Annotated in this window: 21 protein-coding genes; 2 read left to right on the forward strand and 19 right to left on the reverse strand. The window is 54.5% G+C overall.

Annotated elements, in window-relative coordinates:
- Positions 1-206: 206 nt before the first annotated feature.
- Positions 207-908 carry an NAD(P)H-flavin reductase gene (gene fre / locus ACMYSK_RS18215; protein ID WP_434637527.1) on the reverse strand — a complete coding sequence of 234 codons (702 nt, stop codon included), beginning with the start codon at positions 906-908 and terminating at the stop codon, positions 207-209.
- Between the two features lie 47 nt (positions 909-955).
- The gene (ubiD, locus tag ACMYSK_RS18220) at positions 956-2,425 is read right to left on the reverse strand and encodes a 4-hydroxy-3-polyprenylbenzoate decarboxylase (RefSeq protein WP_434637529.1); all 1,470 of its coding nucleotides are present in this window, start codon (positions 2,423-2,425) and stop codon (positions 956-958) included.
- A gap of 177 nt (positions 2,426-2,602) precedes the next feature.
- On the opposite strand from ubiD, the gene rfaH reads away from it, so the two are divergent.
- Complete coding sequence (rfaH, locus tag ACMYSK_RS18225) at positions 2,603-3,091, forward strand: transcription/translation regulatory transformer protein RfaH (protein ID WP_434637531.1); 489 nt, start codon at positions 2,603-2,605, stop codon at positions 3,089-3,091.
- 8 nt (positions 3,092-3,099) lie between these two features.
- On the opposite strand, the gene tatD is transcribed toward rfaH, so the two are convergent.
- From tatD to udp, 9 genes are all read right to left on the reverse strand, one after another.
- Positions 3,100-3,894 (reverse strand): 3'-5' ssDNA/RNA exonuclease TatD, encoded by a 795-nt coding sequence (tatD, locus tag ACMYSK_RS18230; protein WP_434644193.1) that lies wholly within the window; start codon positions 3,892-3,894, stop codon positions 3,100-3,102.
- 27 nt (positions 3,895-3,921) lie between these two features.
- Positions 3,922-4,695 (reverse strand): Sec-independent protein translocase subunit TatC, encoded by a 774-nt coding sequence (tatC, locus tag ACMYSK_RS18235; protein WP_004869672.1) that lies wholly within the window; start codon positions 4,693-4,695, stop codon positions 3,922-3,924.
- Positions 4,696-4,697: 2 nt separating this feature from the next.
- A complete protein-coding gene (gene tatB / locus ACMYSK_RS18240) occupies positions 4,698-5,240 on the reverse strand; it encodes a Sec-independent protein translocase protein TatB (RefSeq protein WP_434637534.1) in 543 nt (180 codons plus the stop codon).
- Positions 5,241-5,243: 3 nt separating this feature from the next.
- The gene (tatA, locus tag ACMYSK_RS18245) at positions 5,244-5,495 is read right to left on the reverse strand and encodes a Sec-independent protein translocase subunit TatA (protein WP_434637536.1); all 252 of its coding nucleotides are present in this window, start codon (positions 5,493-5,495) and stop codon (positions 5,244-5,246) included.
- 131 nt (positions 5,496-5,626) lie between these two features.
- Positions 5,627-7,267: a ubiquinone biosynthesis regulatory protein kinase UbiB gene (gene ubiB / locus ACMYSK_RS18250; RefSeq protein ID WP_434637538.1), complete on the reverse strand. Its 1,641-nt coding sequence runs from the start codon at positions 7,265-7,267 to the stop codon at positions 5,627-5,629.
- Positions 7,264-7,869 (reverse strand): ubiquinone biosynthesis protein UbiJ, encoded by a 606-nt coding sequence (gene ubiJ, locus ACMYSK_RS18255; protein ID WP_434637540.1) that lies wholly within the window; start codon positions 7,867-7,869, stop codon positions 7,264-7,266. The genes ubiB and ubiJ overlap by 4 nt, the downstream gene beginning before the upstream one ends.
- A gap of 13 nt (positions 7,870-7,882) precedes the next feature.
- The gene (gene ubiE / locus ACMYSK_RS18260; protein ID WP_434637542.1) at positions 7,883-8,638 is read right to left on the reverse strand and encodes a bifunctional demethylmenaquinone methyltransferase/2-methoxy-6-polyprenyl-1,4-benzoquinol methylase UbiE; all 756 of its coding nucleotides are present in this window, start codon (positions 8,636-8,638) and stop codon (positions 7,883-7,885) included.
- Positions 8,639-8,704: 66 nt separating this feature from the next.
- Positions 8,705-10,153, reverse strand: coding sequence for a DNA recombination protein RmuC (gene rmuC, locus ACMYSK_RS18265; RefSeq protein ID WP_434637544.1), 1,449 nt, complete (start codon positions 10,151-10,153; stop codon positions 8,705-8,707).
- 139 nt (positions 10,154-10,292) lie between these two features.
- Positions 10,293-11,054 carry a uridine phosphorylase gene (gene udp / locus ACMYSK_RS18270; RefSeq protein ID WP_004869655.1) on the reverse strand — a complete coding sequence of 254 codons (762 nt, stop codon included), beginning with the start codon at positions 11,052-11,054 and terminating at the stop codon, positions 10,293-10,295.
- A 270-nt stretch (positions 11,055-11,324) separates the two neighbouring features.
- On the opposite strand from udp, the gene ACMYSK_RS18275 reads away from it, so the two are divergent.
- Positions 11,325-12,137, forward strand: a complete 813-nt coding sequence (locus tag ACMYSK_RS18275) for a dienelactone hydrolase family protein (RefSeq protein ID WP_434637546.1) — start codon at positions 11,325-11,327, stop codon at positions 12,135-12,137.
- A gap of 4 nt (positions 12,138-12,141) precedes the next feature.
- On the opposite strand, the gene ACMYSK_RS18280 is transcribed toward ACMYSK_RS18275, so the two are convergent.
- The 8 genes from ACMYSK_RS18280 to metE all read right to left on the reverse strand — a co-directional run bounded on the left by ACMYSK_RS18280 (position 12,142) and on the right by metE (position 21,314).
- On the reverse strand, positions 12,142-12,831 hold the full coding sequence (locus ACMYSK_RS18280; RefSeq protein WP_434637548.1) for a transporter substrate-binding domain-containing protein: 690 nt from the start codon (positions 12,829-12,831) through the stop codon (positions 12,142-12,144).
- A gap of 100 nt (positions 12,832-12,931) precedes the next feature.
- Positions 12,932-14,224 carry an anaerobic sulfatase maturase gene (locus ACMYSK_RS18285; protein WP_434637550.1) on the reverse strand — a complete coding sequence of 431 codons (1,293 nt, stop codon included), beginning with the start codon at positions 14,222-14,224 and terminating at the stop codon, positions 12,932-12,934.
- 16 nt (positions 14,225-14,240) lie between these two features.
- Positions 14,241-14,573: a DUF202 domain-containing protein gene (locus ACMYSK_RS18290; RefSeq protein WP_434637552.1), complete on the reverse strand. Its 333-nt coding sequence runs from the start codon at positions 14,571-14,573 to the stop codon at positions 14,241-14,243.
- The gene (locus ACMYSK_RS18295) at positions 14,570-14,914 is read right to left on the reverse strand and encodes a YidH family protein (protein ID WP_434637554.1); all 345 of its coding nucleotides are present in this window, start codon (positions 14,912-14,914) and stop codon (positions 14,570-14,572) included. The genes ACMYSK_RS18290 and ACMYSK_RS18295 overlap by 4 nt, the downstream gene beginning before the upstream one ends.
- Positions 14,911-15,636: a GntR family transcriptional regulator gene (locus tag ACMYSK_RS18300; RefSeq protein WP_434637556.1), complete on the reverse strand. Its 726-nt coding sequence runs from the start codon at positions 15,634-15,636 to the stop codon at positions 14,911-14,913. The genes ACMYSK_RS18295 and ACMYSK_RS18300 overlap by 4 nt, the downstream gene beginning before the upstream one ends.
- 42 nt (positions 15,637-15,678) lie before the next feature.
- Positions 15,679-17,424 carry a sulfatase-like hydrolase/transferase gene (locus ACMYSK_RS18305; protein ID WP_434637558.1) on the reverse strand — a complete coding sequence of 582 codons (1,746 nt, stop codon included), beginning with the start codon at positions 17,422-17,424 and terminating at the stop codon, positions 15,679-15,681.
- 20 nt (positions 17,425-17,444) lie between these two features.
- Positions 17,445-18,860, reverse strand: a complete 1,416-nt coding sequence (locus ACMYSK_RS18310; RefSeq protein WP_434637560.1) for a PTS transporter subunit EIIC — start codon at positions 18,858-18,860, stop codon at positions 17,445-17,447.
- 192 nt (positions 18,861-19,052) lie between these two features.
- On the reverse strand, positions 19,053-21,314 hold the full coding sequence (gene metE, locus ACMYSK_RS18315; RefSeq protein ID WP_434637562.1) for a 5-methyltetrahydropteroyltriglutamate--homocysteine S-methyltransferase: 2,262 nt from the start codon (positions 21,312-21,314) through the stop codon (positions 19,053-19,055).
- Positions 21,315-21,484: the final 170 nt, after the last annotated feature.

A 21,484-nucleotide genomic window follows, 5' to 3' on the forward strand; every position in this document is an offset into this window, starting at 1 on the left:
GCATTTGCACTGTATCGCGGCGGCAACTGAGCACATCCTCGGGAGCATAGATAACTATGTGACCGGGGTACGCAAGGGCAGCCAACTAAGAGGCAGCGTAAAGGCGGGTGGGGAAGAGTTTAGTTGCCGTTTTTCCCGCCTGTCAGGGGCGGGTTTTTTATTTCTGCCATCATCCGCCCTCTCCCTTAAGAAGAGGGGGAGACGAATCAGATAAAGGCAAACGCATCGCCGAACAGGCGATCTTCGCGGGCGCTACGCTCACTGCAGAACAATTCACGAGCAATTTTGGCCATCTCGAAACGACCGGCAATATAAATATCATGCTCAGCCAGGGTGCCATAATCCTGTAGCACCGCAGTCAGCACTGTGCCAGAACGACCGCGCCAGTCTTCTTCCGGCTGCTCAACGACCGGTTCAACACGCAGGCCAGGGTGTTCCACGCTCAACGCTTCCAGCTCTGCCAGATCGTAGAGGTGCTTCGCTTCGCGACCGCCCCAATACACGGCGATATCGCGATTTGGATTACGAGCCAGCGCCGTTAACAGAATGGAACGCACATAGGAGAACCCGGTGCCTCCGGCGATAAGAATAAGCGGACGATCTTCGTCTTCGCGCAGCCAGGCCTCACCATGCGGAATATCAACCTCAATCTCACGCTCTTTCAGAATGCGATCCATCACCGCCATCGCATACAGGTTCAGCTCAGAGGCTCCGATATGCAGTTCAATACATTCCTGCTCCGCCGGTGTGGAAGCCATAGAGAACGGACGCTTGTCACGCTCATCCATTACCACCATCAAATATTGACCAGCGCGGAAAGAAAACGCCGCTTCCGGCACTAATCGAACGCGATACACGGTATCGGTAATCGCCTCCACCGAGGTCACTTTACAGCTTAAGGTTGTCATGCGTCCCCTCTGTCGGGTCAAAACAGCGGCGTTAGCCCCGCTTACTGTTATTTAAAGATAGCCAGCTCATCCCAGATAGCGTCGATGCGCGCCGTCACCTCAGGATCTTTCTTGATTGGGCGACCCCATTCACGCTGGGTTTCGCCAGGCCATTTATTTGTGGCATCCAGCCCCATTTTTGAACCCAAACCGGAAACCGGTGAGGCAAAATCCAGATAATCGATTGGCGTATTTTCTACCAGTACCGTATCACGAGCCGGGTCCATACGGGTAGTAATCGCCCAGATCACATCGTTCCAGTCGCGTGCATTGACGTCATCATCGCAGACGATCACGAATTTAGTGTACATAAACTGGCGCAGGAACGACCAGACTCCCATCATGACGCGTTTCGCATGGCCGGCGTACTGTTTCTTCATCGTGACCACGGCCAGACGATAAGAACAGCCTTCCGGCGGCAGGTAGAAATCAACAATTTCAGGGAACTGCTTTTGCAGAATCGGCACGAAGACTTCATTCAGTGCAACACCCAGCACCGCAGGTTCATCAGGCGGACGCCCGGTATACGTTGAATGATAAATCGCATCTTCACGCTGGGTAATATGCGTGACCGTAAAGACCGGGAAGCTATCGACTTCATTGTAGTAGCCGGTATGATCGCCATACGGGCCTTCCGGCGCCATTTCACCCGGATCGATATACCCTTCCAGCACAATTTCCGCGCTAGCCGGCACTTCAAGGTCGTTGGAAATGCACTTGACCACTTCGGTTTTGGTGCCGCGCAGCAGGCCGGCAAACGCATATTCTGAAAGCGTGTCGGGAACCGGTGTGACCGCGCCAAGAATCGTCGCGGGGTCAGCGCCCAACGCCACGGAGACCGGGAAGCGCTCACCTGGGTGAGCCGCACACCATTCCTGAAAATCGAGTGCGCCGCCGCGATGGGAGAGCCAGCGCATGATCAGCTTATTCTTGCCAATCAGCTGCTGACGATAGATGCCCAGATTCTGTCGCTCTTTATGCGGACCGCGGGTGACCGTCAGCCCCCAGGTTATCAGCGGAGCGGCATCTTCCGGCCAGCAGGTCATGATCGGGATGCGCGTCAGGTCAACGTTGTCGCCTTCAATAATTTTTTGCTGGCAGGGCGCCCCACGCAGGCGCTTCGTCGGCATATTCAATACCTGCTTGAACTGCGGCAGCTTATCGAACAGGTCGCGAAAGCCTTTCGGCGGTTCCGGCTCTTTCAGGAAAGCCAGTAGCTTGCCCACTTCACGCAGCGAGCTGACATCCTCCTGCCCCATCCCCATGGCAACGCGGCGCGGCGTGCCAAACAGATTGCACAACACCGGCATGGTGTAGCCTTTGGGATTTTCAAAAAGCAGGGCCGGGCCGCCGGCACGCAAAGTGCGATCGGCAATTTCGGTGATCTCAAGGTGCGGATCGACCGGCAGGGATATTCTTTTCAGTTCACCCTGCTGCTCCAGTAATGTCAGAAAGTCGCGTAGATCGTGGTATTTCATGGAGTTATTATTGACCTCTATACAGGCGGCTGATTATACGGTGTTCGCCGGCGCCATGCTGTACTTTTGTTAAATTAGCGTGAAAGAACATAGAATTTTTGATTTCACTTATATTGGCTTTCGCGATCGCACCAGGCTTTTGTTATGCTTGCGGCTAATAGAGTGGAAAGAGTTATTATGCAAGCCTGGTATTTACTGTATTGCAAACGTGGGCAGCTTCAGCGCGCCCAGGAACACCTCGAACGGCAGGCAGTCAATTGCCTGATGCCGACGATCGCACTGGAAAAAATCGTCCGCGGCAAACGCACTACGGTCAGTGAACCCTTGTTCCCGAATTACCTGTTTGTCGAGTTTGACCCGGAAATTATCCATACCACCACCATCAGCGCCACACGCGGCGTGAACAGCTTCGTTCGCTTTGGTGCCCAGCCGGCTACGGTGCCGTCCGCGGTTATTCACCAGCTATCCATCTATAAACCAGAAGGCATCACCGACCCGGAAACGCCACACGAAGGCGACTTCGTATTGATTACCGATGGCGCATTTGAAGGCCTGCAGGCTATCTTTAGCGAGCCGGATGGTGAAGCTCGTTCTATGCTACTGCTGAATCTGCTTAACAAGCAGGTACTGCAAAGCGTCAAAAATACCGACTTCCAGAAAATCTGACGATACGCTTAAAAACGGATGCCAAAGAGTGTTCTGACATTCGTGTCGGTAATCTCTTCCAGCCGCAGAGCCTCTTCCCCGCGCCATCCCGCAATACTCGTCAGAATATGCGGCAGGTGTGCAGGTTCGTTACGACGGGAAGCGGGTTTCGGGCTAAGGTCACGAGGCAACAAATACGGGGCATCCGTTTCAATCAGCAGACGGTCTGCCGGGATATCCGGCAGCAGTTCGCGCAGCTCAAGCCCTCGCCGCTCATCGCACACCCAGCCGGTAACACCGATAAACAAACCGTGCTTCACACAGGCGAGCATTTCGTCGCGACTTCCGGTAAAGCAGTGCAGCACCGCCCCAGGCAGCTTATCCAGCCAGGGGATGAGTAGCGCCAGAAAACGTTCATGGGCATCGCGGCAGTGCAAAAAGACCGGCAGAGAAAGCTCAGCGGCCAGAGCCAGCTGCGCGCTGAAGGCGGCCTCTTGCTCTTGCGGGGTTGAAAAGTTGCGGTTGAAGTCGAGCCCACATTCACCGATTGCAACCACCTCCGGCTGGCGCGCCAACTGACAGATAGCGTCCGCAACCGATGCCGTCCAGCTGCTGGCGTCGTGTGGATGTACGCCAGCGGTTGACCAGCAGCGTGTATAGCGGAGGGCCATCTGTCGGGCCTGCTCGCTTTCATGCAGGTTAGTTCCGGTGAGCAGCATGCCGGTCACGCCCACCGCCTGAGCCCGGGCTACGACTTCATCGCGATCGCGGGAAAACTGTGGGCTAGTCAGATTGACACCGATATCAAACATCGCTTCTCCAATATGACAACCGCCCTGGCGGGCGGTTAGTTACTCTTCTTTGCTCCCCGCTTCTTCAGCGGCGGCATCTTCGTCACGCGTCAGTCGTTTCCCGGTATAGAAACGTGCAAAGAAGACCCCGATCTCAAACAAGCAGTACATCGGAATCGCCAGCAGCGTTTGCGAGAAAACATCCGGCGGCGTCAGCAGCATACCAACGACAAATGCACCCACCAGAACGTATGGCCGTTTCTTACGCAGGTCTTCCGGGGTCGTGACGCCCATCCAGCACAGCAGCACTATCGCAACCGGCACTTCAAACGAGACGCCAAAGGCGATAAACAGCGCCATGACAAAATCGAGATAGCTGCGGATATCGGTGGAAACCTGCACACCTTCCGGCGCCGCGTGCGTCAGGAAACCAAACGCCAGCGGAAAAACGACAAAGTAAGCAAACGCCATACCGATATAGAACAGCAGCGTACTGGAGACCAGCAGTGGCATCACCAGTCGACGCTCATGCTTATACAGCGCCGGAGCAACAAATGCCCAGACCTGGTAAAGAATCACCGGCACCGACAGAATCACTGAGACCATAAAGGTCAGTTTGATCGGTGTAAAGAAAGGAGAAGCCACGTCGGTGGCGATCATCGTTGCGCCCACCGGCATCTGCCGGATAAGCGGTGCAGAAACCAGCTGATAGATGTCGTTGGCGAAATACACCAACGCCAGAAAAATCACCAGGATCGCGATGATGCTATTGATCAGGCGCTTACGCAGCTCAATCAAATGCGAAATTAGCGGTTGAGTATCTTCTACGCCCATTTTTACGGTTTATCACTCGATACAGGGGAGGAATCGGAAGCGGTTACAGCCACTTTTTCTTTGGCTACCGGGAGAGGATCCGGCTGCGTAGCGGGGTGCACTTCAACAACACTCTCTTCCGGCGCATGTACGGGCGCACTGGCCTGATGTTCAGCCGTCGCAGGCGTAATGTCCTGGCGCTGCGCTTCACTGCCCTTCACCACCGGGTTATGAATCGTGTTGGCTTCGTCGCTGACTTTCTCAGGATCCTGGGCGGTATAAGAGCGCTTCATGGATTCAGCGGCTTCACGCAGCTCATCCATTGACGCTTTTAGTTCCGGCGTCAGGTTATCCAGGCTCGCCTTTTCCACTTTCTTCAGGCTTTCCTGGAACTCCTGCAGTTTTAGTTCCTGAGTGATCTCATTTTGTACGGTAGCCGCCAGCGATCGTAACGTACGAATCCAGCTGGCCACCGTTTTTACCGCTACAGGCAGTCGCTGTGGCCCCAGCACAATGAGGCCAATAACGAACACCAGCAGTAATTCACTAAAACCGATATCGAACACGAATTACACCTGCTCTTTGTCGTGGCGTTTTGTTTCGTCTTTTTTCGCTTCATCCGGCTTATCGGCGATCGATTTCGCCGTGAAATCTGCATCCGGAGCGGATTTTTCAGGTTTTTCATCATCGCTCATGGCTTTCTTAAAGCCTTTGATCGATGCACCCAAATCTGACCCCAGCGAGCTCAGCTTTTTCGTCCCGAAAAGCAGAACTACAATGACGACAACAATTAATAACTGCCAAATACTGATACCACCCATACACGTTCCCCTATGACAGATGATGAATTATTAGGACGCATTATACACGTCATCCCGCGAGCCGCCTCTTTGTCAGGTCACTCGCATGACTTCGCGCAAAAACGAATGCGCTGTGATAAAGGCGCTTCCCTTCAGTGCGTTTTCCGCCAGCCAATCAGCCAGGACACCGCGCCAGCGGCCATCAGCCAGCCTGGCATCATGCCCCATTCCGGGCGGTGGATGAATAACAGCGTACCACTCAGTAACAGAACCGCACCTATACCAAACAGATAGCGGGACTGCCCCTGGCGAACATGTCGCACCTGGAAGTCACGCACGATGGTATCCACGCTGGTTTGCAGCTGTTTGCTCTGCTGCAAAGTCTGGTACACCAGTTCAGGGATTTCCGGCATTCTTTCGATCCAGAACGGCGCTTTTTCTTTAAACGCACGCACCAGCGCCGGAATGCCAACCTGATCTTTAATCCACGACTCAAGGAAAGGCTTCGCCGTTTTCCACAAGTCTAACTGAGGATAGAGCTGGCGGCCTACACCTTCTACGTAAAGTAATGTCTTCTGCAGCAATACCAGCTGCGGCTGAACTTCCATGTTGAAACGCCGGGCGGTGTTGAACAGGTTCAGAAGAACATGACCAAACGAGATTTCAGCCAGCGGCTTCTCGAAGATAGGCTCACAAACGGTACGAATGGCAAACTCGAACTCCTCAACATTCGTATCCGCTGGCACCCAGCCAGAATCCACGTGCAGTTCGGCAACCTTGCGATAGTCGCGGTTGAAGAAAGCGATGAAGTTTTCCGCCAGATAGCGCTTATCTTCTTTGTTCAGCGACCCCACAATGCCGCAGTCAATCCCGATGTACTGGGGATCCTCCGGATGGTTGTAGCTGACAAAAATATTGCCCGGGTGCATATCCGCATGAAAGAAGCTGTCGCGAAATACCTGGGTGAAAAAGACCTGGACACCACGTTCAGCCAGCAGCTGCATGTTTGTGCCCTGCGCCTCCAGCGCTTCAACGTCCGAAACCGGGATGCCGTAAATCCGCTCCATCACCATCATGCTTTCGCTACAGTAATCGGAATAGACCTCAGGTACATATAGCATCGGGCTGTCTTCAAAGTTGCGGCGCAGTTGAATGGCGTTAGCCGATTCGCGCAGCAGGTTGAGCTCATCCAGCAGCGTTTTTTCGTATTCGCGGACTACCTCCTGTGGACGCAGGCGGCGGCCGTCGGGCAGCAAACGCGGAACCCAGCGCGCAAGGCGGTAGATAAGTTTCATATCCGCTTTAATGACCGGCACGATGTCCGGGCGGATAACTTTAATCACGATCTCTTTACCGTTCTCTTTCAGGCGCGCGGTGTGAACCTGGGCAATCGAGGCCGACGCTAGCGGTTCAATCGAGAAATCGTCAAACCATGCTTCTACGGGAAGGCCCCCCATCGCCTGTTCGATCTGCTGTTTCGCCAGTTGGCCATCAAAGGGGGCCACGCGATCCTGCAGCAGTGCGAGCTGATCGGCAATTTGCGGAGGGAACAGATCGCGCCGGGTGGAAAGCATCTGACCGAACTTGATCCATACCGGCCCAAGCTCCTGTAGCGCAAGACGCAGGCGTTCGCCAAGAGGTTGGTCTTTATGGCGATTTGGCATCCAGAACAGCATCCGTCGCCAGATACGCAGCGGCAGCGTGATACGCATTTTGGGAATGAGCTCATCAAGCCCATAGCTCAAAAAGGTGCGGATAATAAGATACAGGCGCCGTAATTCTCCTGGCGTCATTTGCCCTCCAGCGTTTCCAGCCGTTTTTCCAGTGCGACAAGCGTACGTTCTACGGCGGCAGTCTCTTCTCCGAACCAGGCCATTTCCAGCGGCCCTGGCGCCATACGCCACTCTTCGGTCAGTGCCTCAGCGACATAGCGCTGCTGGCGCTGAGCGCCGTTCAGCAGGAAGCGAGTGCCGGAACGAAAGACTTTACTGAGCCCTTCCGCAACGATATCGCCGGTATAAGGCGCCAGCAGTTCAGCCGGGTCGAATTCCGCCAGGTCGCAGAGCGCCACCGTATTTTGCACAACCTGCAGATCGCCCTGCACCTCCAGCTCACCGCTGCGAATAAGCGCCGTGAGCTGTTGACGATTGCGCAGCTGTGGCAATACGCTGAGGCGGGTAATGACGGTACAGTCGGCATCGCCTTCCCAGGCACCCAGCACATCCACCTGACGCTCGCTAAAGATCAGCACAACCGGCGCCGATAGCTCCTTGAGTTCGACGCGCAGTACTTTCCCCAGCAGACGTTGGCGAGCAGGTTTTAACGCTTTGTCACGCCAGAGAAAGGTATTGAGGGCGGTTTCAATGCCAGCGGTAACCAGTGGTTTGAAAGGCATACGATCCCTCCTGTCAGAACTTATAACCGCGGTGCAACGCAACGATACCAGCCGTCAGGTTGTAGTAGTCGACGCTTTCAAAACCGGCATCCTGCATCATGGCCTTCAGGGTGTCCTGATTCGGATGCATACGGATAGATTCCGCCAGATAGCGATAGCTTTCACCGTCTTTGGCAACCAGTTCCCCCACGCGCGGCAGAATGTGGAAAGAGTAGGCGTCATAGGCTTTGCTGAGCGGCTCAATGATCGGTTTCGAGAATTCCAGAACCAGCAGACGCCCGCCCGGCTTCAGGACGCGATACATTGAACGCAGCGCTTTTTCTTTATCGGTAACGTTACGCAGGCCAAACGAAATGGTGATGCAGTCAAAAGTGTTATCGGCAAACGGCAGCGCTTCCGCGTTAGCCTGAACGTATTCAACGTTGCCGACGATGCCGATGTTGCGCAGCTTTTCACGCCCCATTTTCAGCATTGAGTCGTTAATATCGGCGAGCATGACGCGACCCGTTTCACCAACCAGACGAGAGAACTTCGCCGTCAGGTCACCGGTGCCACCGGCCAGGTCCAGAACGGTCTGTCCACGGCGTACGCCGCTGCAATCGATGGTGAAACGCTTCCACAAACGATGAATACCGAACGACATCAGATCATTCATAACATCATATTTTGCGGCCACAGAATGGAATACATGTGCCACCATGTCCGCCTTCTGCTCTTTGGCTACCGTCTGAAAACCAAAGTGCGTCGTTTCTTGTGAATCCTCAACCATCTCAATGCCTGCTTATCAAGAAAATGTTCGCCGAGTGTAACAGATTCAGCGCATTTCCCATACGGTTCAACGCGGCGGAGACGGCTCATCGGCCATCTCATCGCGCGCCAAATCGGGCATAAATTCGTTATCTTCCAGCGCGTTTTCGTCTTCTTCAGAACGATATTCGTCATCCTGCGCCATCGCCTGATCGACTAAATCAGGATTAATCCCGCGCTTCACTTCAACACCAAGACCGCGGAATGCTTCGGCCTGCACCAGCAGGTTCCCGCGTCCAGAGGCAAGCTTTTTCATTGCCTGACGATAGTTATCCTGTGCCTTGTCCAGGCTCTGCCCGATGGCAGACATATCATCAACAAACAAGCGCATTTTGTCGTACAGGCGGCCCGCACGCTCGGCGATTTTCTGCGCATTGCGGCTTTGATGTTCATAGCGCCAGAGGTTGGCAATCGTTCGCAGCGCCACCAGCAGCGTCGTCGGGCTGACCAGCATGATGTTATTCTTCAGCGCCTCGCTGATAAGCTCAGGCTGGCGGTCTATGGCCAGCAGGAACGCCGGCTCCACGGGAATAAACATCAGAACATAGTCGAGCGAACGCAGACCTGGCAACTGCTGATAATCCTTGCGACCAAGCAGGCGGATATGGTTACGCACCGAGGCGATATGCTCCTGCAGTGCCGCCTCGCGGGTGTAGTCATCGTCTGCATTAAAATAGCGTTCATAGGCAACCAGCGTCATTTTGGCATCAATGACCACATCCTTCCCCTGCGGCAAGCGGACGATCACATCAGGCTGCATGCGCGAACGGCCTTCCGTTTCGATACTGACCTGGGTTTGATATTCATACCCTTCGCGCAAACCGGAGGCCTCCAGCACACGGGTTAACACCACTTCGCCCCAGTTACCCTGAGTTTTGTTATCCCCTTTCAGCGCTCGGGTCAGATTCAGTGCCTCCTGTGCCATCTGGGCATTCAACTGCTGCAAGTTGCGAATCTCATGAGCCAGCGTGTGCCGCTCGCGCGCCTCCTGGCCAAAGCTGTCCTGCACCTGACGGCGGAAACCGTCCAGCTGTTCACGCAGTGGGGTCAGCAGGCCATGTAAGCTCTGTCGGTTCTGTTCATCAACACGTCGGTTGCTGTGTTCGAAAATACGGTTTGCCAGGTTTTCAAACTGTTCGCTCAGGCGCTGTTCGCTGTTCACCATCTGGCGGATTTTATCCTCCGCGTGGATCCGGGTAGATTCAAGGCGGGTGGTGACTTCGCGGAGATCGGCCTCCAGAGAGGTGTTGATATCACGCAGGCTGCGGAGCTCATTATTCAGCAGTTCGCATTCATCACGCCAGTGGGCTTCCTGCACCAGCTGCTGGCGCGCGGCGCTGAGTTCGATATCCAGTTCACGGCGCTCTTCGATAAGATCGGCACGGATTTGGTCGGCATGAGCTTTAGTCGCCAGCCAGCCCACGATTAGCCCCACGGCCAACGCCACAACAGCACTAATAATAATCGAGATATCCACAACACCCCCTGTGGCAACAACTTACGGCACAAAAATAGAATTGTGCTGTACAAACGTCCAGTTTAAAAGAGTTTTCCTGCGAGGCGCAGCGCAAAAAAAAAGGCCGGAAGATCCGGCCCTGGGTCGAAAGACGGGGAAACTACAGCAGGCGACGAGCGGCTTCCACAACGATTTTTACCGCGTGGCTTTCGGTTTGCTTCATGGTTTCCGCGTTTGGAATTTCCTGCTGGGTACGGTTGACGATAACCCCGGCAACCATCCCGGCGCGCAGGCCCTGGCTGGCGCACATGGTCAGCAACGTCGCAGATTCCATCTCATAGTTCATGACGCCCATTGACTGCCACTCTTCCATGGAGCCTTTAAAACGGCTGACTACGCGACCGGAGAAGGTGTCATAGCGTTCCTGGCCCGGGTAGAAGGTGTCAGATGATGCGGTCACGCCGATATGGGTAGTCGCCCCGATCGATTTTGCCGCTTCCACCAGCGCGGTGGTGCAGGCAAAGTCAGCCACGGCCGGATATTCCATCGGCGCAAAATGCAGGCTTGCGCCGTCGAGGCGTACGGATGCGGTGGTGACCAGCACGTCACCAACATTGATGTGCGGCTGGATAGCACCGGTGGTGCCAATACGCAGGAAAGTTCGAATTCCCAGCTGCGCCAGTTCTTCAACGGCAATGGACGTTGACGGGCCGCCGATACCGGTCGAGCAGACAATGACCGACTTGCCATCCAGTTCGGCACGCCAGGAGGTAAATTCGCGATGCGATGCCAGCTTGACCGGCTTATCCATCAGCGCGGCGATCTTTTCCACACGCTCCGGATCGCCAGGGACGATAGCCAGCGTAGCCCCTTGTAAATCGTTTTTGGTGAGGCCGAGATGAAAAACATCAGACTTAGACATAAAAAAACTCCTCTGTGGGTCGAATTATCAGCAGAAGCAAAACGGTACTTTACAGAAGCCATCGACTTCATTTTGTGATGACAATCACCATGAATGAAAAACATTGCAATGATTTTCCATCAAAAAGTGATAAACATCACATTAACAAGTTATATTCACCGTGCCTGAACAAAAGATAGCCTGTTTCAGGCACTGTGCTTTGTTAACGTCCGGTCGATAGCGTCTATAGTTATCGATGCGCTAATAAAAAATAAGGGTACGGAGAATACCATGACCACAACTAAGCAACCTGGCTTTGCGCCTGCAGCCACGCCCCACGCTTCTACCGCCGTTCATACCTCGGAGGAAAGCATTATCACCGGCGAAACGTCGATCCCCACTCAGGGGGAGAACATGCCGGCGTATCACGCTCGTCCAAAAAACGCCGATGGCCCGCTCCCGGTCGTTATCGTTGTGCAGGAAATTTTCGGCGTCCATGAACATATCCGCGACATTTGCCGTCGCCTGGCGCAGGAGGGATATCTGGCTATTGCCCCAGAGCTCTACTTCCGTCAGGGCGATCCGAATGACTATACCGATATCCCCACCCTGTTCCAGGAGCTGGTCAGCAAAGTGCCGGATGCTCAGGTATTGGCAGATCTTGACCATGTCGCCAGCTGGGCAGCACGTCACGGAGGTGATGCCCATCGTCTGCTGATCACCGGCTTTTGCTGGGGGGGCCGTATTACGTGGCTTTATGCCGCACATAACCCGCAGCTGAAAGCTGCTGTTGCCTGGTACGGGAAGCTGGTCGGGCAGAAAACCCTGAACTCGGCGAAATATCCGGTGGATATTGCCGTTGATCTTAATGCCCCGGTTCTGGGGCTGTACGGCGGCAAAGACGCCAGCATTCCACAGGATACGGTGGAAACGATGCGCCAGGCGCTACGCGCCGCCAATGCCAAAGCGGAGATCATCGTCTACCCGCAAGCCGATCACGCCTTTAACGCCGATTATCGCGCCAGCTACCATGAAGAGTCGGCCAAAGACGGCTGGCAGCGTATGCTGGCGTGGTTCGCCCAGTATGGTGGAAAGCGCACGTAAGCCGCTATCGATTGCCGATATGGCGACTAATCATATCGGCAATCGTTCCATCACTCATCCATGCGGCCAGGCAGCCACAGACAAACTCATAGTGCTGTAGCCTGTTTCGGGGAACGCAAATCGCCTGCTGTATCTGGCTGAAGCTATCAGGCAGTAAACGGAACCGGGGATCGTCCTGCGCCACGCTGGCAAGCGGCTGACGAATACCGGCGACCATCTCCCCTTCTCCGTCGATAAACGCGCGGATTGCCTCCTGAGAGGTCGCGTACTGTTGCATCGTCGCATGTCGCAAGGTTCGAATCAGATACAGCTCATAGGCAGCGCCTTTTCCGACGTTAATCGTCATCCCTGGTTTGTCCACCTCATGGACAGAGTGAATATCGCTGTCGTTTCTGACCAGCAATGAGCTTTCAATCGTGATATAGGGCGGAGTGATGCACAGTTTGTCTTCACGAGCGGGGTCTATGGCCAGAAAAGCGATATCCCACTGCTCCTCGAAGGCCGCATCCACTACTTTTCCTGCCGTCGGCCAGGTCCTAAACCGCGCCTCGCAGCCGTACTCAGCAGCCAGCTTTTTGGCTAGCTCGGCGGTGATGCCTCCTGGGGTGCTATCCGGCAGCAACGTCGCGAGAACCGGGTTCCCCAGATTAATTGCAAAACATAAAGACCGCTGTTGATCATCGAGCCTGCTCATCATTCCCCCGGAAATATCTGTGCTTACATGGTGTTGCTAAGCGTAGCCCAGGCGGTGGAACTCAGCAGGCTGAACGCCGAATTTGCCGAAAGCACTCATGCTATGCCCCACAGCATTTTTTATACTTTTGCCCACTTCCGCACGGGCAGGGGTCATTTCGACGCGCAGCCGCTACAGTCTGCGGTTCCTCTTTTGCCAGCCACTGCATGATCGCTGACGGCGGGTAACCGTTTTCCAGAAGCTGCTGCCAGACATTCATGTAAGGCGTGATGTATTTGAAAAAATGCTTATAGCCGGCGCACAGATAGTTGTGGCCCGGATGACCACCCGGCGACACGGCAAAGCGATGTTTCGGGCAGCCTCCATGGCAAACCGGCCGGAATTCGCAGCGACGACAATCCGTCGTTAAAGTTGTTTCCTTCGCTTCGCCAAAAGCGATCGCCCGTTCGCTATGATTAAGCTCATGGATGCTTTTTTGATGAATATTTCCGAGCTTATATTCCGGGTAGACATAGTGATCGCAGTTATAGAGATCGCCGTTTGCTTCTAACGCAAAGGCGTGTCCGCAGGTTGCGGAATGAACGCATAGTACAGGCGGTTGGCCGGTCCAGGCAGCCAGCGCGACATCAAACATCTGTACCGAGACACGGTCAACATCCCGCCGCACCCACACATCGAAAATCTGACGCAGGAAATCACCAAACTGCCATGAAGGTACCGTCCAGGGAGCAAGTTTTGCGGCACTTTCGCCGGGCAATACCAGCTGCAGCGACGACGATGTATCACTGCTAAGACGTTCTACCAGGGGTATGAATTGCATGTAACGGGAACCTGCGGCTAGCAGGAATTCATAGACCTCACGGGCATGCTCCACGTTATGTTTACCGACGACTGTTAAGGTATTGAATTCAACATGATGTGCCTTTAGCAGTGACATCGCCGCCATCACCCTTTCGTGAGTTCCCTTTCCTGCGCGGTTAACACGATACCGATCGTGCAACTGCGCAGGGCCATCTATCGACAGCCCCACCAAAAAGCGATGCCCGGCAAAAAATCGGGCCCATGCTTCATCCAGCAGCATTCCGTTGGTCTGCAATGCGTGCGTTATTGTCTTTCCACCGGCATACTTTTTACACAGTTCGATGACGCGATAAAAAAACGGTAGCCCCATCATCGTCGGTTCTCCGCCCTGCCAGGCAAACGTAACCGAATCACCAGACTGGGCTTCAATATGCTGACGAATGTAGTTTTCCAGCGTCTCATCGGACATACGCCAGTTCGTATTACGCTCAGGGTAAAGGGCTTCTTTCTCAAGATAAAAACAGTAAGCGCAATCGATATTACATACCGAGCCCGTGGGCTTCGCCATCACGTGACAGCCGGTTATCGCCATGTCAGAAAAATCCTTGTTATTGCAATCTGAGAAATATCGGGAGTACCAGAGAAAGCGCGATCAGGCTCAGGATAAGACTCAGCAGGCGTTTAATCTGAACCGAAGAACGCGTCGTTAATTCCTCATCCATTACCGTTTTTTTCTGCCGGTAATACGAGATAACAACCAGCCCCAGGGCCAGCCCGGTGGCGAGACTCCCAAGGCCTGCGACCAGCACATCTCCGCGGGAAAAACCACCGCGGCTCGCGGCCAGCGCGAGGATCAATACGCAAAATGCCGTTCTTTGCCAGGAGAGAGCCGTTCGCTCCGGCTGGAGACCCGGATCGCGGGGGCGGCGCCTTATCGTCATAGCAGAAGTAATATTGCCTGGGTAAGCAATATGGTTACCGCCAACCCACCGCTGAGCCAGACCAGTACTTTGGGATAGGCTAAATCAGCACCTTTACGCATAGCACGCTCGTTACCCGACCAGCGACGATAAGCGTACAAGGCGAGAACCGCCGCCGTGAGGCTTAATACGCTCACCAGCAGTTCACGGATATCAGAAGAGGCGAAGTTTATCGCGAGTTGATCGACACCAATAGCCGTGGCCATAAACGCCAGCGCGGTACGAATCCAGGCCAAAAACGTACGCTCATTCGCCAGCGAAAAACGATAGTCAGGCGCCTTCCCCTGGCTTATCCATTTCATCGGCTGTTCTCAACAATATACTGATAGCAGCTGGCAACATGTTTAGCGATACCAAACTCCACCAGCTCGCCGCGTTCGTTATATCCTTTACGGGTTTTGACCAGCAGCGGCTCTGACGCGCTGATTTGCAGAATTTGGACATCGCTTTCCGTGGGAAGCTCCGCGGTAATAATGTCCTGAAAGCTTTCAATATTTTCGTTATTTTCCTCCAGCATGCTGTACAAGCCGCCGTCAAATGCCTCCAGCGTCAAATCCCCCAGGCGCGGCGTGAGCCAGATATAGTTCACCTGCGCAGGCAGCTCATTTTGCCGGAAGATAGTCCTGGTCAACCGATAGAGCAGGGTTTCAGCATCCAGTCCAAACTCACGAGCGATCGGCTCCGGTGGCAGGAGTCGCTCCAGCTTCAGGTTATTACGTGAAATGGGGTGCTGCTGTTGCCCATCCACTAACCGAATACGGGTTTTCACCCCCTGTTTCTCAGAGGTACTGATAACCATCGTACCGATGCCCGCCTGGCGCTTTACCAGCCCTTTCGCGACCAGTTCGGCCAGCGCACGGCGCGCGGTAATCCGGCTGACGCCAAACAGCTCTTCAAACTCTGCCTCAGTCGGCAGCACATCATTTTTTTTGTAGGTGCCGGTTTTCAACCTCTCCAGCAGAATATCGTATAGCTGGGCGTATAAAGGTTTCGCGCCACGAGAATAATCCAGCTCTTCTTTCATTAACTTCACACTCCTTTACCCCGGACTCAGCCGGGGTACCTCTTAATCAAGTCGCATTTCCAACGCCATCTTATAGTACACACTCTGGTGCTGCTCCTCTGGAACCTCGTTCTGCACGAAGGCCCACAGATTTTCACGAGTCCAGTCGGCGCTGCTGGCGGCCCGAAGTTTTCCCACCAGAGTCTGCTGGCCACTGCCTTCAAGATGCTGGAGCAACGCAAACAACCCATAACGTACCTGCGGTTCAAAGTCGGCGAGTTCCGGTAATAAATGCGGGTCCAGCCCGAACAGTGAAGCAAAGGGTTCCGCTAGTCCATATCGCGCATACAGCTCAGCGGGAGCGTCGCTTTCCTGCATCATCCGCATCATCTGCGAGATCAGCTCCCGTGCTACCCCTTCATCACGACACTGCGTTTGCTGCGCCGGATCTGTCATCACATCGTACAGGCGATGCCCAAACCGATCGGCCCCTCTGGTCATCACCGACTCTGCGGGAATTTTCATCAGCGGGCAGCCCTTCGAAAACGAAAATGGCGGGTGCATCGTCATCCCTTTAAGCTCCTGCGGCGTGCAGCGTCGATTGATTCGGGTCGGCATAAGCGTGTACTCATACAATCCATCAATACTTTGCTCAACAGGCGAGCGCATATAGACATAGCGGCCATCGGTAATATTGATATGGCAGCCGTGATAGCCAAATAGTGCATAATCTCGCACTGGCGTATCGTCAGACAGCGCAGGCAAGAGTGATACTCCCTGCATATCAGCCGGCTTATCCAGCCCGAAGCAATCCAGTATCGTTGCCGGAATATCAATCGTCTGCGCTAACGCCTGCCGCGATTCGCCCGCACAACCGTAACGGGGATGCCAGATAAAGCAGGGAATATTCGCCACTTCGTTATACAGCGGCATAATATTCTTCCCCCACCACTCGTGCTCGCCAAGCAAAAAACCGTGGTCGGTATTGACGATAAGCATGGTGTCCTGCCAGAGATCGTAACGATCCATATAATCCAGCACCTTGCCGACGTAGGCGTCCACCATCGTCAATAGCGCCATATAGTACGTTTGAATCAGACTCTTACGCTCATCGGTTTCGGTCACAAAATAGTAAGGAGGCCAGCCGTCAAACTGAGATGGATCGTCGATGCCGTACATTTTCAGGTATTTTTCCGGCACAAAAAACGGTTCATGCGGATCGAAACATTCAAGCTGCAGGAACCAGTTATCGCTGGCATGGTTGGTTTCAAGAAACTCCAGCCCCTTACCAATCGTCCTGGCCAGATGATGATCTTCTTCATTCTGCATAAACTGGACGTTGATCTGATGCTGCACCCGGCTGGCAATTCGCCGCTGTTTGATCTCACTCGGTTCACCGGATTCATACCGATATTCCGGCTTTTCCACGACACCTTTCCAGGCGTCCCCCTCCTGTCCGCGCACGAACTCAAAGGTACTGTAGCGCGAATGATATGTCGCACCGCCATCTCGCCAGTAGTGCTTATGGTCTGTCACCAGGTGAGTGTGAATACCGCTTTTCTTCAGTATTTCCGGGACGGAATCATCAAACGGCTCCAGCGGCGACCAACCACGGTGGAGGAAATTATAGCGCCCGGTGTGCAGCTCTCTTCGGGCAGGCATACACGGCATGCTGCCTACGTAAAAATTATCAAAACGCACCGTGCGTTCCCGCAATCGCTGAAAATTCGGCGTGATCGCTCGGTCACTGCCGTAAGCTGACAACAGACGTTTGTTCAGCGAATCAAACATCAACATAATCGCTTTCATGCTTTACCCCTTTCCCTTTCTCACGCCGTTTCTTTATCGTAACCACGTATTTTTCCGACGATGTACGTCAATACGAATGCGGCGGTACAACCGGTTAACCACGCCAGGATGTACTGCAAATATTTACCGTCGGCGATAAGCGGCAACGCGGACAGCCCGGCCGCCCCAATCCCGTTGGTCGTGACCCCCAGTAACACCACCATTACGCCGCCAAATCCCGCCCCGATAGATCCGGTGATAAAAGCAAACCCGGTGGGAATGTTAACGCCAAAAATCGTTGGCTCACCGACGGCCAGAATGGACGTTGGAATGGCCCCCCTGGCAATTTTCTTCATGACCGGATCGCGAGTCATCACCAGTACCGCCGTCGCTGCCCCCACCATTCCGGCATTCGACATAATCTGGATCGCAAACAGCGGGGCATGGCCGGTGGCGTTTATCATTTCGATATGGACCGGGAACAGCCCGTGGTGCAGGCCCAGCGAGATTAAGAACGGAAAGAGCGCAGAGAGAACAAAGCCTGCCGCAATACCGCCACCGGCAAGCAGACCGTTTAGCCCATGCAGAATGCCGTCAGAGATTATTCCGGCCACCGGCATAATGGCGAACAGCAGTGCCGCTGCCATCACCACCACCACGATCGTCGGTGTCACAACGACATCAACGATATCCGGCACAAACCGCCGTACCCGTTTTTCCAACAGACACATCAGCCAGGCGCAGAAAATAACACCAATCAGCCCACCCTGGCCCGGCACCAGCCCAAAGGCGGTAAGCTGCGGCAGCATCGTCACGCCCCCTAACAGGCCGCCCATAATTGCATTGCCACCGAACTCTTTTGCCGCCGACATGCCGGTATAGATAGCCAGGAACCCAAATAGCGCTTTCGAGACAATATCGAGAAACTGGCTGACGCCAAGCAGGTGCCGCTGATCGAGCACGACCTGGGTCGGGGAGAGATCGCCCAGCGCCACGACGTGATGCGCCAATGCCCAGGAAGCGGCAGAATTCACCAGCACATTATTGATGCCCATCAGAATACCGGCGGCAATAAGCGCGGGCAGTATGGGGACGAAAATATTGGCAATGTGTTTAAGAATGATTTTGGTCCGGGTCTGCCGTTTTGCTTTTTCCCGCGCCAGCGTAGCCTTTTGCTCCACCGAGCTTCGCGGCGCCTCGCCAACCGACAGTCCCTTCAACATGTCGTTAATTTCATCCGCGACCTTTGTCGATTTTCCCGGTCCGACAATCACCTGCAGCGTATCGTCTTCAACAACACCCAGCACGCCGTCGATACTTTTCAGCGCGACAATGTCAACCAGCGACCGATCGCCAATCGTCATCCGTACACGGGTCATACAGTTGGTGACATGTTGTAAATTCAACAGGCCACCACAGTGCTTCACAATTGCGCTTCCCACCTGGCGATAGTCCATACAGAGGTTCCTTTTTTATTTTGGTGGCAATTGTTATAACAATATAATGATATCATATTCGTGAGAGAGTTCAAAAAATGGTCTATCGTTTATCCGAATTTGATAAGAAGTCGTTGCGAGGAAATTAAGAACAAAAGACAAAAAAAGGAGGCACAGGGCCTCCTCTCGGGAATGAATGGTTGAGCTGTAGAACTATGCCTGACGCAGGTTCTGTGCGGCTTTCACCATGTTGGCCAGCGCGGCGCGGGTTTCCGGCCAGCCGCGGGTTTTCAGGCCGCAGTCCGGGTTTACCCACAGACGCTCTGCCGGGATACGTTGAGCCGCTTTCTCCAGCAGCGCTTCAATCCATTCCACGCTTGGGACGTTCGGCGAGTGGATGTCATACACGCCCGGCCCGATTTCGTTCGGGTATTCGAACTCTTCAAACGACTCCAGCAGCTCCATATCGGAACGCGATGTTTCAATGGTAATCACATCCGCGTCCAGAGCAGCAATCGAATCCATGATGTCATTGAACTCGCAGTAACACATATGGGTGTGGATCTGGGTATCATCCTGCGCCACGGCGGCGTTAATACGGAAAGCCTCTACGCCCCACTGCAGGTACGCATCCCAGTCGCTGCGCTTGAGCGGCAGGCCTTCACGCAGCGCCGGCTCATCAATCTGGATGATGCCGATCCCGGCCGCTTCCAGGTCCGCGACTTCGTCACGCAGCGCCAGCGCAATCTGCTTCGCGATGGTCTCGCGGCTGACGTCTTCACGCGGGAAAGACCAGCAGAGAATGGTTACCGGACCGGTCAGCATGCCTTTTACCGGCTTGTCGGTTAGCGACTGAGCAAACTTCGCCCACTCTACGGTGATCGCTTCCGGACGGCTGACATCCCCGATCACCACCGGCGGCTTCACGCAGCGGGAGCCGTAGCTCTGTACCCAGCCGTTTTGCGTGAAGATAAACCCGTCGAGGTGCTCACCGAAGTACTCCACCATGTCATTACGCTCGGCTTCGCCGTGAACCAGAACATCTAACCCTAAACGCTCCTGCTCAACAATCGCCTGCTTGATGTGCTCTGCGATACCGGTACGGTAGTTGCTGGCATCAAGATTGCCTTTTTTGAAATCCAGACGCAGGCCGCGAATCTCGGTAGTCTGCGGGAAAGAACCGATGGTGGTGGTCGGCCATGCCGGCAGATTAAAGCGCGCGCGCTGTGCCCTGGCACGTTCAGCATATGGGCTGTTGCGCTGGCTATCTTGAGCAGTAATAGCTGCCAGACGTTTTTCCACCGCCGCGTTATGCACCCGGCTAGAGTGGCGGCGGGCCTGAATCGGTGCGCTCCACGCCACCAGTTTCGTCGTATCGCCGCTGTTCAGCGCATCGCGCAGCAGGGCCAGCTCTTCACATTTTTGCAGCGCGAAGGCAAACCAGCTTTTCACTTCCGCATCGAGGCGGGTTTCAACACTCAGGTCGATCGGGCTGTGCAGCAGGGAGCATGAAGAGGCAACCCACAGTTCGCGCTTACCGACGAGGTCTTTGATTTGTGCGTACTTTTCGGTCAGGTCGGCACGCCAGACGTTACGGCCATTAATCACCCCCGCGGAGAGCAGCCAGTCGGCAGGCAGACGTTGATGCAGCCCGGCCACATCATCTTTACCGTGAACCAGGTCTACGTGCAGCCCCTGAACCGGCAGCGCAGTAATCGTGTCGAGGTTAGCGGTAATACCTTCAAAGTAGGTAGTCAGCAGCAGCTTAACCTGGCCTGCAAGCGCGTCATATGCCGGTTTGAACGCATCCAGCCATGCCTGCGGCAGCTCCAGCACCAGCGCGGGCTCGTCAATCTGCACCCACTCAATGCCGCGTTTGGCCAGTTCCGCCAGAACCTGCTGGTAAACCGGCAGAATATCGCTCAGCAGACTCAGACGGTCAAACTGCTCACCTTTTACTTTACCCAGCCATAAATACGTAACCGGGCCCAGCAGTACAGGTTTCACCTTGTGACCCAGCGCCAGGGCTTCATCGACTTCATCCAGCAGCTGCGTCCAGGTCAGTGCAAATTCCTGACCTTTGCTGAATTCCGGCACCATATAGTGATAGTTGGTGTTAAACCATTTGGTCATTTCTGCCGCTGCCGCCGGTTCGCCGGTCGGTGCGCGACCGCGGCCAATGCGGAACAGGGTATCGATATCAACTGAGCCATCTTTGTTCTGATGACGAGCCGGCACATTGCCCAGCAGCAGGCTGGTAGTCAGAACATGGTCGTACCAGGCGAAATCGCCCACCGGCAGCAGGTCCACGCCCGCCTGCTTTTGCTGATCCCAGTGGCGAGCGCGCAGCTCGCGCCCCACGGTCAGCAGCTCTTCACGGGTGGAGTTACCCGCCCAATAGCTCTCTTGCGCTTTTTTCAACTCACGGCGTAGGCCAACGCGGGGAAAACCGAGGGTGTGATTAATGATTGTCATTTTTGTTCCTCTCTTATTTCATTGAATCTGAAGAAAAACGCTAAATAGTTCGGCTTGCAGGAAGGCGGCAACGATGCGCATCCCCAGGAGCTTACTGAAGTCAGTGACTGGGGTAAGCGAGGCAGCCAACGCATCTGCAAGTCGAAATATGACGAGTTTAGACGTCCAGA

The organism is Klebsiella sp. I138, from assembly GCF_051131765.1.
Lineage (GTDB): Bacteria > Pseudomonadota > Gammaproteobacteria > Enterobacterales > Enterobacteriaceae > Klebsiella.